2 protein-coding genes are annotated in these 14,800 nt (G+C 71.9%); both read left to right on the top strand.

The genetic code is table 11. From position 1 onward, the window contains the following. Positions 1-4 precede the first annotated feature (4 nt). On the top strand, positions 5-4,147 hold the full coding sequence (locus tag NMK44_RS40745) for an SDR family NAD(P)-dependent oxidoreductase (RefSeq protein WP_308358811.1): 4,143 nt from the start codon (positions 5-7) through the stop codon (positions 4,145-4,147). A gap of 68 nt (positions 4,148-4,215) precedes the next feature. Next, positions 4,216-14,790 (top strand): type I polyketide synthase, encoded by a 10,575-nt coding sequence (locus tag NMK44_RS40740; RefSeq protein ID WP_254753060.1) that lies wholly within the window; start codon positions 4,216-4,218, stop codon positions 14,788-14,790. Positions 14,791-14,800: the final 10 nt, after the last annotated feature.

Raw genomic sequence — 14,800 nt, 5'->3', positions numbered from 1 at the left:
CCCTGTGGCTCCGACGGCGGGGAGTGTGCCGTTCTACTCGACCGTCACGGGTGGTTTCCTGGACACCGCCACCATGGACGCCGGGTACTGGTACCGGAATCTGCGCGGTCAGGTCGGCTTCGAACCCGCCGTCCGCGCGCTCATCGACAAGGGCATGGGCTGCTTCGTCGAAATGTCGCCGCACCCGGTGCTCACCATGGCGGTCGACGAGACCGTCGAGGCACGGGACGCGGCGGGCCGGGTGGCCGTCGTCGGCTCCCTGCGCCGCGACGAGGGCGGACTGCCCCGCTTCCTGCTCTCGCTCGGCCAGGCCCATGTCGCGGGTGTCCGCGTCGACTGGCAGGCCGTGTACGCCGGAACGGACACCCGCCGGGTGGACCTGCCCACCTACGCCTTCCAGCGCGAGCGGTTCTGGCTCACCCCGTCCGCGCATGGCGGCGACGTGGTGGCGGCCGGACAGGACCGGATGCGCCACCCGGTCCTGGCGGCGGCCGTGCAGGTCGGTGACCGCGACGAGTGGGTGTTCACCGGCCGCTTCGCCACCGAGTCCCAGCCGTGGGTCAACGACCACATGGTGCTGGGCACGGTCATCGTGCCGGGCGCCGCGCTCGTCGAGCTCGTCCTCGCCGCGGGCCGCCACCTCGGCTGTGAACTCCTCGACGAGCTGGTCTTCGAGGCCCCGCTGACCCTCGAGGAGAGCTCCGCCCGGCACATCAGGGTCACCGTCGGCCGGCCCGGCGAGGACGGCCGCCGTGAGGTGGCCCTCCACTCCCTGTCCGAGACCGCCACCTCCGCGACCGAAGAGGACGGCGAACGGCGGATCGTCCGGCACGCCCGCGGCTGGCTGGCCCCGGAGGCCGGTGCCACGACGCCCTTCCCGGCTGCCTGGCCGCCGGTCGCGGCCGTCGAGTCCTCGGCCGATGCCCTCTACGAGCGACTGGCCGACGCCGGACTCGAATACGGCCCGCTGTTCCAGGGCGTACAGACCGTATGGCGCAGCGGCTCCGAGGTGTACGCCGAGGTGGCCCTGCCGGAGGACACCGCCGTCGACGGCTTCGCCATCCACCCGGCGCTGTTCGACGCGGCGCTGCACCCCAGCATGCTCGACAAGGACCCCGGCTCCGCCCCCGACCTGCCGTTCTCCTGGTCCGGAGTGCGCTTCGGCCGTCCCGCCACCGCACGGGTGCGGGTCCGCATCGGCGGCGCGGGCGAATCCGCCTTCCGCGTCGACATCGCCGACGAGAACGGCGAGCTGGTCGCCGCCGTCGACAGCCTCGCCGTACGTCCCGTGGACCCGGCGCAGCTGACGGGCGCCCGCGATGAGCAGAACGCACTGTTCCAACTGGACTGGGCGCCGGTCACCGGCACCCCGTCACCCGGCCGTGTCGTGGTCCTCGGCGGCCTCGACGCCCCGGGTGAGCGCTACGCCGACCTGCCCGCCCTGGAGGCCGCGCTCGCCGACGGCGCCCCCGGCCCCGACCTGGTGCTCGCCGCGATCCGGACCCCGGCCACCGACGACACCGCCCAGGCCGTCCATGAGGTCGCCGAGCACAGCCTCGCACTGGCCCAGCGGTGGCTGGCCAGCGAATGGCTGGGCGAGGCCACCCTCGTGGCGGTGACCCGGCGCGCGGTCGCCGTCGGCGCCGAGTCCGTGGACCTGGCCCAGTCACCGGCCTGGGGACTGCTGCGCAGCGCCCAGACCGAGCACCCCGGCCGCTTCGTCCTCGTCGACACCGACGAAGGCGTGCAGCCCGACTGGACCGTCCTGACCAGTCTCGACGAACCGCAGCTTGCCGTGCGCGGCGGTGCCCTGCTGGCGCCCCGGCTGGCCCGTCCGGCCGCCGGGCCCTCCGGTGACGCATGGCGGCTGGGCAGCACGGAGAAGGGCTCCCTGGAGAACCTCACGATCCTGCCCTCCGACGGCACCCGCGCACTGGGCGTCGGCGAGGTCCGCGTCTCCATCCGGGCCGCCGGGCTCAACTTCCGCGACGTGCTCATCGCGCTCGGCATGTACCCCGGCGAAGCCCCGCTCGGCAGCGAGGCCGCGGGCGTGGTCCTCGAAGTCGGCTCCGGCGTCACCGACCTCAAGCCTGGTGACCGGGTGTTCGGCCTGGTGATGGACGCCTTCGGCCCCGTCGCCGTCGCCGACCGCAAGACCGTGGCGCCGATGCCGGACCACCTCACCTTCGCCGAGGCGGCCGCGATCCCCGTCGTCTACCTCACCGCCTACTACGGTCTGGTCGACCTGGCCGACCTCCAGGCGGGCGAGAGGATCCTGGTGCACGCCGCCGCCGGTGGTGTCGGCATGGCCGCCGTCCAGCTCGCCCACCACTTCGGCGCCGAGGTCTTCGCCACGGCCAGCCCGGCCAAGTGGCACGCCGTGCGCGCCCTGGGCGTGCCCGCCGAGCGCATCGCCAACTCCCGCGAGCTGGGCTTCCGCGACGCCCTGCACCAGGCCACCGACGGGTCGGGTGTGGACGTCGTCCTGAACTCCCTGGCGGGCGAGTTCGTCGACGCCACCCTCGAACTGCTGCCGCGCGGCGGCCGTTTCATCGAGATGGGCAAGACCGACATCCGAGACCCGGAGGCCATCGCGCGCCAGTGCGCCGGTGTCCGCTACCGGTCCTACGACCTCATGGAGGCGGGGCCGGACCGCATGCAGGAGATGCTGGTCGCCATCGCCGATCTCTTCCAGCGCGGAATGCTGTCGCCCTCGCCGATCCGCGCCTGGGACGTCCGCCGGGGCCAGGAGGCGTTCCGGTACCTGCGCGAGGGCCGCAACGTCGGCAAGGTCGTGCTGACCGTTCCGGCGCCGCTGGACCCCGAGCGCACCGTGCTGATCACCGGTGGCACCGGCGGTCTCGGCGCGCTGTTCGCCAAGCACCTCGTCACCCGCCACGGCATCCGCCATCTGCTGCTGGTCAGCAGGCGTGGCCCGGCGGCCGAGGGCGCCGCCGAACTGGTCGCCGAACTCGAGTCACTCGGCGCGCGGGCCCGGGTGGCCGCCTGCGACGTGGCCGACCGGGAGCAGGTGGCCGGTCTGCTCGACTCGCTCGACCGCCCGCTCACCGCCGTGATCCACACCGCCGGTGTGCTGGCCGACGGCGTCATCGAATCGCTGACCCCCGAGCAGCTGCGCCACGTCATGCGGCCCAAGCTGGACGCGGCGTGGCACCTGCACGAACTCACCTCGCGTATGGACCTCTCGGCGTTCGTGCTGTTCTCCTCCGCCGCCGGACTCCTCGGCAACGCGGGCCAGGCCAACTACGCCGCCGCCAACGCCGCCGTGGACGCACTCGCCGCACAGCGCCGTGCCGCCGGGCTGCCCACCCTTTCCCTCGCGTGGGGCCTGTGGTCCGACTCCACCGGGATGACCGGAGAGCTGGACGAGGCCGACCTCGCCCGCATGGAGCGCACCGGCATCGGCGCCATCTCCGGTGAACTCGGCCTGGAACTCTTCGACCAGGCCCTCGACTCCGAGACCGCCCTGCTGGCCCCGGTCCGGCTGGACCCCGCCGCACTGCGCGCCCAGGCCCGGGCCGGCCTGCTGCCCGCCCTGCTGCGCGGCCTGGTGCGCGCCCCCGCGCGCCGCGCCGACAACGGCCGTTCGCTGGAGCGGCGGCTCGCCGGAGTGCCCGAGGCCGACCGCGAGCAGGTCGTGGTGGACCTGGTGCGCACCCAGGTCGCCTCCGTGCTCGGCCATGCCTCGGCCGCGGCCATCGACCCCGAACGCACCTTCAAGGAACTCGGCTTCGACTCCCTCGCCGCGGTCGAGGTGCGCAACCGGCTCAGCCAGGTGGCGGGCATCCGTCTGCCCGCGACGCTGGTGTTCGACCACCCCACCCCGATCGAGGCGGCCCGGCTGATCCTCGGTGAGGTCGGCGGAGGTCCCGCGGCCCAGCGGCCCTCACCGCTCGACGAGGAGCTCCAGCGGCTCGAGGCGGTTCTCATCACCCTGTCCGAGCAGGAGCAGCAGCTTGCTGGTGCGGAACCGCGGCTGCGCTCGCTCAGCAACCGGCTGAAGACCCTGCTGGGCGCCACCGGCGGCAGCCACGACACCACCGAAGACACTCTCGAGGACGACCTCGACTTCGTCTCCGACAGCGAGATGTTCGACCTGATCGACAAGGAGCTCGGATCCGCATGACCGGCAGGACAGACGACGGCGCGAGCGGATCGAACGGATCGAGTGGATCGAGTGGATCGGGCGGATCGATGAGCGACGAGCAGAAGCTGCGCAGCTATCTGCGCCGGGTGACCTCCGAACTGCGCACGGCCAATCGGCGGGTGCGCGAGCTGGAGCAGCGCGATGTGGAACCGATCGCGATCGTCGGCATGAGCTGCCGCTTCCCCGGCGGGGTGGCCTCGCCGGAGGAGCTGTGGGAGCTGGTGTCCCAGGGCCGCGACGCGATGGGCCCGTTCCCCACCGACCGCGGCTGGGACCTGGAGCGGCTCTACGACCCCGACCCCGAGCGTCCGGGCAGCGCGTATGCCACCGAAGGCGGGTTCGTCGACACGGTCCCCACCTTCGACGCCGACTTCTTCGGGATCAGCCCGCGCGAGGCGCTGGCCATGGACCCGACCCAGCGGCTGACGCTGGAGACGGCGTGGGAGGCGCTGGAGGACGCGGGTATCGACCCGACGACCCTGCGGGGCAGCGACACCGGTGTGTTCGCGGGCACCGTCTCCTCCGACTACGGCCCCTCGACACTGCCCGAGCTGGAGGGGTTCCGGGTCACCGGCACCCAGAGCAGTGTGATGTCCGGCCGGGTCGCCTACAGCCTCGGCCTCGAGGGACCCGCGGTCTCGATCGACACCGCGTGCTCCGCGTCCCTGGTGGCGCTGCACCTGGCCGCGCAGGCGCTGCGCGCGGGTGAGTGCTCGCTCGCGCTCGCCGGCGGCGTCACGGTGCTGGCCGGGCCGTTCCTGTTCGTCGAGTTCAGCCGTCAGCGCGGGCTGGCCCGCGACGGACGCTGCAAGGCGTACTCGGCGTCGGCCGATGGCACCGGCTTCTCCGACGGCGTCGGTCTGGTGGTGCTGGAGCGGCTGTCGGACGCCAAGCGCAACGGCCGCCGCATCCTCGGTCTGATCCGGGGCAGCGCGGTGAATCAGGACGGTGCGAGCAACGGTCTGACCGCGCCGAACGGTCCGTCGCAGGAGCGGGTGATCCGCCAGGCTCTGGCCAGCGCGGGGCTCAGCCCCCTCGAGGTCGACGCCGTGGAGGGTCACGGGACGGGTACGAAGCTGGGTGACCCGATCGAGGCCCATGCCTTGCTGGCCACCTATGGCCGCGATCGTGATGGTGATCCGCTGTGGCTGGGGTCGATCAAGTCCAACATCGGTCATACGTCGGCGGCCGCCGGTGTGGCGGGTGTGATCAAGATGGTGATGGCGATGCGGCACGGTGTGCTGCCGCCGACCCTGCACGTGGATGAGCCCTCGCCGCATGTGGAGTGGGAGTCCGGCCGTGTCGAGCTGCTGACCGAGGCCCGCGACTGGCGGGTTGAAGGCCGTCCGCGTCGTGCGGGTGTGTCGTCGTTCGGTGTGAGCGGTACCAACGCGCATCTGATCCTGGAGGAGGCTCCTGTCGAGGAGCCTTCCGAGGAGGCGGAGCCGGTCGAGGTGGTCCGGCCCGCCGGCGCGGTGCCCGTGGTCCTCTCCGGACGGACGGATGGGGCACTGCGGGCGCAGGCGGAGCGACTGCGTGCGCATCTGGTCTCCCGGCCGGAACTCTCGCTGGTGGACACCGCACACTCGCTGGTCACGTCGCGGGCGTTGCTGGAGCGACGTGCCGTGGTGGTGGCCGCCGAGCGTGAGGAACTGCTCGCCCGGCTGACCGGAGTGGCTTCCGGTGAGTCCGGTGTGGCGGGTAAGTCGGCGTTCTTGTTCACGGGGCAGGGTTCGCAGCGTTCGGGGATGGGTCTGGAGTTGGCCGGGGCGTTCCCGGTGTTCGACCGCGCGTTGGATGAGGTGTGTGCTGAGCTGGATCCGCGTCTGGGCCGTTCGGTGCGGGAGCTGCTGGGCGCTGAGGCTGCTGTGTTGAACTCGACGGAGTTCACGCAGGTGGTGTTGTTTGCGGTGGAGGTGGCGCTGTTCCGCCTCGCGGAGTCGTTGGGTATTCGTCCTGACTATCTGATCGGTCATTCGGTTGGTGAGATCGCTGCTGCGCATGTGGCGGGTGTGCTTTCTCTTGCCGATGCTGCTGAGTTGGTGGTGGCGCGTGGTCGGTTGATGGGTGGGCTGCCTTCGGGTGGTGCGATGGTGGCGGTTCAGGCCACCGAGGCTGAGGTTGCGGAGTCGCTGGCCGGTTTTGCGGGCCGGTTGGAGACCGCGGCGGTGAATGGCCCGATGGCCGTGGTGGTGTCCGGTGATGAGGATGCGGCGGAGGAGTGGCTGCAACTGCCGTGCTGGGAGGGGCGTAAGACCACTCGGCTTCGGGTGTCGCATGCGTTCCATTCGCCGCGGATGGAGCCGATGCTCGCCGAGTTCCGCACGGTCGCGGAGCGTCTGACCTACGCCGAACCCAGCATCCCGGTGGTCTCCAATGTCTCCGGTGAGTTGGTCACCGGCTTTGACGCGGAGTACTGGGTGCGTCATGTCCGGCAGGCGGTGCGCTTCGCCGATGGCGTGGCGACGCTCTGGGACCTCGGTGTGCGGCGCTTCCTGGAATTGGGCCCGGACGCGGTTCTGACCGCCATGGCCCGTCAGTCCGTTGAGGATGACTCCGAGGCCGTCTTCCTTCCCGCCCTGCGTGCCAAGCACACCGAGTGCGACACCTTCGCAGCCTTCCTCGGGCGTGCCCACACCGCGGGTGTGGACGTGGACTGGACTTCCTTCTACGCCAACACCGGCGCTCAGCGCATCGACCTGCCGACCTACGCCTTCCAGCGTGAGCGGTTCTGGCTGACCCCGGCCACCGCCCCCGGCGATGTCTCGGCCGCCGGACTCGTCGGTGTCGACCACCCCGTCCTGGCCGCGGCCGTACAGGTCGGCGACCGTGACGACTGGGTGTTCACCGGCACCCTCTCCACCGAGACCCAGCCGTGGGTCGCGGAGCACCTGCTGCTCGGAGCCATGGTCGTGCCCGGCACCGGGCTGGTGGAACTGGCCATCGCCGCCGGACGCCGCACCGGCAGCCCGGTGCTCGACGAGCTGGTGCTCGAGTCGCCCCTGCTCGTCCAGCCCGACGTCACCCGGCACCTGCACATCACGGTCGGCGCGTCGGACCCGGACGGCCGTCGTGACGTGGCGATCTACTCCAGGGCGGAGAACGCCACCGCCGAGACCGAGGCGACCTGCCACGCCCGTGGCACCCTCGGCACCGACGGCGCGCCCGCAGCGGCCTGGCCCGAGCAGTGGCCGCCGCAGGACGCCGAACCGATGCCCGTGGACGAGCTCTACGGCCGTCTGGCCGACCTCGGGTACGACTACGGTCCGCTCTTCCACGGCGTCGAGGCCGTCTGGCGTGACGGTGACGAGACCTACGCCGAGGTGACACTGCCCGAGGGCCACGAGGGCTTCGGCATCCACCCCGCGCTCTTCGACTCCGCGTTGCAGAGCGGTGTCATCCTGCTCACCGGAAGCGGCTCCGCGGCGCACCTCATGCCGTTCAGCTGGAGCGGTGTGCGGCTGCACGGTCCCGGCGCCTCACGGCTGCGGGTCCGCTCCACCATGACCGGCGGCACCTCGCTGCGGCTCGACGCGGTGGACGAGAACGGGTCCCCGGTGGTGTCCGTGCGCTCGCTCGTCGTGCGTCCCGTGGACGAGGAGCGCATCGACAGCTCGCGCGGCGACGCGCGTCAGTCGCTGTACACGGTGGACTGGGCTCGTATCGAGAGCGTGTCGGCCATCGGTACGCCGGAACTCGTCCGGATCGGCGCGGGGGAGACCCACGCGGATCTGGACGCCCTGGAGCGTGCGCTCGCCGAGGGCGCGACGGCGCCGCGTGCGGTGCTCACCACCGTGGACACCACCGGAGAGGACACCCCCGACGCGGTGCGCGCCACCGTCGCCCGGGCGCTCGTCCTCGCACAGCGATGGCTGGCCAGCGAGTGGCTCGGCGAGTCCAAGCTGATCGTGGTGACGCGGGGCGCGGTGTCCGTCGACGCCGAGGCTCCTTCCGTCGCGCAGGCGGCGGTGTGGGGTCTGCTGCGCAGTGCCCAGTCCGAGCACCCGGGCCGCTTCGTCCTGGTCGACGTGGACGGTGCCGAACCCGACTGGAACGCGGTGCTGGGCGCGGACGAACCCCAGTTGGCCGTGCGCGCGGGACAGTTGCTGGCTCCGTGCCTCGCGCGCCCCGACGCGACGTTCGGACAGGCGCCCGCTCTGGACCCGGACGGGACCGTCCTGGTCACCGGTGGTACGGCCGGTCTGGGTGTGGTGTTCGCCCGCCATCTGGCCACCGCGCACGGTGTGCGCCACCTGCTGCTGCTCAGCCGCCGTGGCCCGGAGGCCGACGGTGCCGCCGAGCTCGTGGCGGAACTGGAGGGCCTGGGCTGCCGCGCCCGGGTCGCCGCGTGTGATGTGTCCGACCGGGACCAGCTCGCGACGGCCCTCGGTTCGCTGGAACACCCGCTGACCGCCGTGGTGCACGCGGCCGGTGTGCTCGACGACGGAGTCATCGAGGCACTCTCGCCGGAGCACGTCGACCGGGTCATGCGGCCGAAGGTGGACGCGGCGTGGCATCTGCATGAGCTGACGGCCGACGCCGGTCTCTCCGCGTTCGTGCTGTTCTCGTCGGTGGCCGCGCTGATCGGCAGCCCCGGCCAGGGCAACTACGCGTCCGCCAACGCCGCGCTGGACGCGCTCGCCGCGTCACGCCGTGCCGCCGGCCTGCCCGCCACCTCGCTGGCCTGGGGCCTGTGGGGAGACGTCGGTGGGATGTCCGGCCAGCTCGACGAGGCCGACCTGGCCCGCCTGGAGCGCACCGGTGTGGGCGCACTGTCCCAGCAGCGTGGCCTCGAACTGTTCGACCTGGCGCTCGGCACCGGGACGGCGCTGCTGGCGCCCGTCCAGCTCGACCCGGCCGCACTGCGGGCCCAGGCACGCGCCGGTCTGCTGCCCGCGCTGCTGCGCGGTCTGGCGCCCGTGCCCGCCCGGCGCGCCGAGAGCGCTGGTTCGCTCGCCCAGCGTCTCGCCGGTGTGGCCGAGGCCGACCGGGAGCCGATCGTCCTGGACACGGTGCGGGAGCAGGTGGCGGCCGTCCTCGGACACACCTCCGCCACGGCGATCGACACCGACCGCGCGTTCAAGGACATCGGCTTCGACTCCCTGAGCGCCGTCGAACTGCGCAACCGGCTGACCCAGGCCACGGGGGTGCGACTGCCCGCCACGCTGATCTTCGACCACCCCACCCCGGCCGCCGTCGCGCGGCTGCTGCTCGCCGAGTTCGGCGGTGCCGAAGCGACGCCGAAGACCGTCACCCGCACGAAGCGGACCGCGCTGGACGAGCCGTTGGCCATCGTCGGCATGAGCTGCCGCTACCCGGGCGGGGTGTCCTCGCCGGAGGAGCTGTGGGAGCTGGTGTCCCAGGGCCGCGACGCGGTGGGCGGGCTGCCCACCGACCGTGGCTGGGACCGGAACATCTACGACCCCGACCCGGACCGGGCGGGGAAGATCAACACCAGTGGTGGTGCCTTCCTCGACCGCATCGGCGAGTTCGACGCGGAGTTCTTCGGGATCAGCCCGCGCGAGGCCACCGCGATGGACCCGCAGCAGCGGCTGCTGCTGGAGGCGTCGTGGGAGGCATTCGAGCACGCGAGCATCGACCCGACGACGCTGCGCGGCAGTGACACCGGAGTGTTCGCCGGTGTGGTGACCACCGACTACGGCGGTATGTCCTCGGGCGAACTGGAGGGCTACCGCCTGACCGGGACCACGACGAGCGTGGTGTCCGGCCGGATCGCGTACACCCTCGGTCTGGAGGGCCCGGCGGTGTCGGTGGACACCGCGTGTTCCTCCTCCGCCGTCGCGCTGCACATGGCCGGACAGGCGCTGCGGTCCGGTGAGTGCTCGCTCGCGCTGGTGGGCGGTGTGACCCTGCTGGCCGGGCCGTACCTCCTGACCGAGTTCAGCCGCCAGCGGGCGGTGTCGCCCGACGGACGCTGCAAGGCGTACTCGGCGTCGGCCGATGGCACCGGTTTCTCCGACGGTGTCGGTGTGGTGGTGCTGGAGCGGCTGTCGGACGCCCGGCGCAACGGGCGTCGCATCCTGGGCGTGGTCCGGGGTACGGCGGTGAACCAGGACGGTGCGAGCAATGGTCTGACGGCGCCGAACGGTCCGTCGCAGGAGCGGGTCATCCGGCGCGCCCTCGACAACGCCGGCCTGCGCCCGCTCGACGTGGACGCCGTGGAGGGTCACGGGACGGGTACGAAGCTGGGTGACCCGATCGAGGCGCAGGCGCTGTTGGCCACTTACGGCCGGGAGCGGGACGGCGATCCGCTGTGGCTGGGGTCGATCAAGTCGAACATCGGTCATACGTCGGCGGCGGCCGGTGTGGCGGGTGTGATCAAGATGGTGATGGCGATGCGGCACGGTGTGCTGCCGCCGACGCTCCATGTCGATGAGCCCTCGCCGCATGTGGACTGGGAGTCCGGTGAGGTGCGGCTGCTGACCGAGGCCCAGGAGTGGCGGGTTGACGGTCGGCCGCGCCGAGCGGGTGTGTCGTCGTTCGGTGTGAGCGGTACGAACGCGCACATCATCGTCGAGGAGGCCCCGGTCGAGGAGCTGGTGGCCGAGGAGCGCACGGCGCCCGTGGCTCTGCTGCCGGTCGTGATCTCCGCCCGGACCGATGTGGCGCTGCGCGCCCAGGCCGAGCGGCTGCGTGCACATGTGGCATCACGCCCCGAGATATCGGTGGCGGATGTGGCGTACTCGCTGGTCACGTCGCGGGCGTTGCTGGACCGTCGTGCGGTGGTGGTCGCGGCCGATCGTGATGAGTTGTTGGCGCGGCTGGCCGAGGTGACGGCTGGTGAGCCTGGTGCGGCGGGTAAGTCGGCGTTCTTGTTCACGGGGCAGGGTTCGCAGCGTTCGGGGATGGGTCTGGAGTTGGCCGGGGCGTTCCCGGTGTTCGACCGCGCATTGGATGAGGTGTGTGCTGAGCTGGATCCGCGTCTGGGCCGTTCGGTGCGGGAGCTGCTGGCGGCGGAGAGCGATCTGCTGAACGCCACGGAGTTCACGCAGGTGGTGCTGTTCGCGGTGGAGGTGGCGCTGTTCCGCCTCGCCGAGTCGCTGGGCATCCGTCCTGACTATCTGATCGGTCATTCGGTTGGTGAGATCGCTGCTGCGCATGTGGCGGGTGTGCTTTCCCTTGCCGACGCGGCCGAACTGGTGGTGGCGCGTGGTCGGTTGATGGGTGGGCTGCCTTCGGGTGGTGCGATGGTGGCGGTTCAGGCCACCGAGGCTGAGGTCGCCGAGTCGCTGGCCGGTTTTGAGGGCCGGTTGGAGATCGGCGCGGTCAATGGCCCGATGGCAGTTGTCGTCTCTGGTGATGAGGATGCGGCGGAGGAGTGGCTGCCGCGGTGGGAGGGGCGTAAGACGTCCCGGTTGCGGGTGTCGCATGCGTTCCATTCGCCGCGGATGGAGCCGATGCTCGCCGAGTTCCGCACGGTCGCGGAGCGCCTGACCTATGCCGAGCCCCGTGTCCCGGTGGTCTCCAATGTCTCCGGTGAGCTGGTCACCGGCTTCGATGCCGAGTATTGGGTGCGTCATGTCCGCCAGGCGGTGCGTTTCGCCGATGGTGTGGCGACGCTGTGGGGTCTCGGTGTGCGGCGCTTCCTGGAGTTGGGCCCGGACGCGGTCCTGACCGCCATGGCCCGTCAGTGCGTCGAGGATGACACTGAGGCCGCGTTCATCCCGGCCCTGCGTGCCAAGCGAACCGAGCGGGACGCTTTCGCCGCTTTCCTCGGTCGTGCCCACACCGCGGGCCTCGAAGTCGACTGGACCGCCTTCTACGCCGACACCGGGGCCCGGTCCGTCGAGCTGCCCACCTACGCCTTCCAGCGTGAGAACTACTGGCTCGCCCGCAAGTCCGGCGCCGGCGATGCCTCGGCGGCCGGTCTGGACCGGCTGCGCCACCCGATCCTCGCCGCGGCCGTGCAGGTCGGCGATCGCGACGAGTGGGTGTTCACCGGCAGCATGTCCCAGGAGAGCCAGCCGTGGACCCGCGACCACATGGTGTTCGGCATCGTGCTGGTGCCCGGCGCCGCGATGGTCGAGATGGCGCTGACCATCGGCAGGCGGCTGGGCAGCGATGTCGTGGACGAGCTGGTCATCGCCGCGCCCCTGGTCCTTGAGGACAACGTCACCCGGCAGATCCGGGTCACGGTCGGGCAGCCCGGCGAGGACGGCCGCCGCGAGATCGCCTTCTTCTCCCGGATCGAGGCGGGCGAGGACGAGGCCACCGAGCTGACCTATCACGCCCGAGGCTGGCTGTCGGCCAAGGCCGAGCCCCTGGAGGCGCTGCCCGCGCCGTGGCCGCCGGCGGACGCCGAGGCCCTCGCCGTGTCCGAGCTGTACACACTGCTCAACCGGAACGCCCACCTCACGGACGTGGGCTTCGACTACGGTCCGGCCTTCCGCGCGGTGCAGTCGGCGTGGCGCCGTGGCGACGAGGTGCTCGTCGAGCTGGCGCTGCCCGACGTGGCGGGACCGGCCGACGGGTTCGCCATCCACCCGGCGATGTTCGACTCCGCCTTGCACGGTGGTCTCGGCATGCTGGACATGGGCGAGGACAACCCCAGCGGACTGCCGTTCTCCTGGAGCGGTGTCCAGCTCAAGCGCTTCGGCCTCACCCGGGTCCGGGTGCGGATCACCCTGCCGGACCCGACCTCGCTGCGGCTCGACATCGCGGGTGAGGACGGACTGCCGCTGGCCTGTCTGCGACGGCTCGACGTCCGCCCGGTGGAGCAGGCACATCTCGAAGCCGCGCGGCAGGGCGGTGAACGCCACCTGTACGGGATGGAGTGGGTCCCCGCGAAGGCCGGCACGACCCGGCCGGTCGGCTTCGCCGCGATCGGCGAGGTCGGCGGGATCGGTGGGTCGGCGGACCGATTCGCCGATCTCGCCTCACTGGAGAAGGCGTTGGCTGACGGCGCGAGCGCACCCGAAGTGGTGCTGGCCGCCGTCGCCACCCCGGACGGCGAGGTACCGGGCTCCGCCCGGGGCGCCGTCGGCGAGGCGTTGGGTCTGGTGCAGCAGTGGCTCGCCAGCGAGTGGCTGGGAGAGTCCCGGCTCGTCCTGGTGACCCGGGGCGCAGTGTCCGTCGACGCCGAGGCTCCCTCCGTCGCGCAGGCGGCGGTGTGGGGTCTGCTGCGCAGTGCCCAGTCCGAGCACCCGGGACGGTTCGTCCTGGTCGACCTGGACGGTGCCGAACCCGACTGGGGAGCGGTGCTCGAGACGGACGAGCCGCAGCTCGCGGTGCGCGGCGGACGGCTGCTGACGCCGCGGCTGGCGCGGACCGCCGCGGTGGCGGCCGACCCGTCGCCGGTGTTCGACCCGGACGGGACCGTGGTGATCACCGGTGGTACGGGCGGCCTGGGCGCGGTGTTCGCCCGCCATCTGGCCTCCGCCCACGGTGTGCGCCACCTGCTGCTGCTCAGCCGTCGCGGCCTGGAGGCCCAGGGCGCGGTGGAGCTGGTGGCGGAGCTGGAAACCCGGGGGTGCCACGCCGACGTCGTCGCCTGTGACGCGTCCGACCGTGACCAACTGGCCGCTGCGCTCGGCACGCTGGAGCGGCCGGTGACCGGTGTGGTGCACGCGGCCGGTGTGCTGGACGACGGTGTGCTCGAGTCGCTGTCTCCGGAGCATCTGGAGCGGGTCATGCGGCCCAAGCTGGACGCGGCGTGGCATCTGCACGAGCTGACAGCCGACGCCGATCTCTCCGCGTTCGTGCTGTTCTCGTCTGTGGCCGCGCTCATCGGCAGCCCCGGCCAGGGCAACTACGCGTCCGCCAATGCCACGTTGGATGCGCTGGCGGCGTCGCGTCGGGCGGTGGGATTGCCCGCCACCTCTCTGGCGTGGGGTCTGTGGTCGGAGGCCGCGGGTATGGCCGCCGAGCTGGGCCAGGGGGAGCTGGCCCGGCTGGAGCGCATGGGTGCCAAGGCGCTCACGACCGAGCTCGGTCTCGGTCTCTTCGATGAGGCCCTCACCTCCCGGGCCGCACTGCTGGCACCGGTCCGGCTGGACACGGCGGTGTTGCGGACCCAGGCCAGGGCGGGGGCGATCCCGCCCGTACTGCGCGGGCTGGCACCCGTTCCGGTACGGCGCGTGGAGAACACGACGGTGTCGCTGCGCGACCAGCTCGCCGGAGTGGCCGTGGAAGACCGTGCACAGATCATCCTGGACATGGTCCGTGGCCAGGTGGCGGCCGTCCTCGGCCACGCCTCGGCCGCCGCGATCGAACCCGAACGCGCCTTCCAGGAGATCGGCTTCGACTCACTCGGCGCCGTCGACCTGCGCAACCGGCTGACCCAGGCCACCGGGATGCGTCTGCCAGCCACGCTGGTGTTCGACTACCCCACACCTGCGGAGATCGCGCGCCTGCTGCTCGCCGAGTTCGGCGGTGTCGCTGCCGCCGAACCACCCATCCACAAGGAACTCAAGAAGCTGGAAGACATGCTCGCCACGGTCGCCGGGGACGACCGGCGCCAGGTGGCCGAGCGGTTGCGCCGTCTGCTGTCCGTCGTCGCCGACGACGACGGCGAAGCGGAGAGCACGGCCGAGCGCATCGAGGCGGCCAACACGATGGACGAGGTCTTCCAAATGATCGACGCCGAGTTCGGCGAAGCGTGAGGGGCGCGGA

Source organism: Streptomyces cucumeris (assembly GCF_024295805.1).
Taxonomy (GTDB): Bacteria; Actinomycetota; Actinomycetes; order Streptomycetales; family Streptomycetaceae; genus Streptomyces; species Streptomyces cucumeris.
This window is presented reverse-complemented; position numbering and strand designations above follow the sequence as displayed.

Excerpts from the sequence above, each read along its gene's own strand:
- NMK44_RS40740 (WP_254753060.1), top strand. The coding sequence starts at position 4,216 with ATGAGCGACGAGCAGAAGCTGCGCAGCTATCTGCGCCGGGTGACCTCC.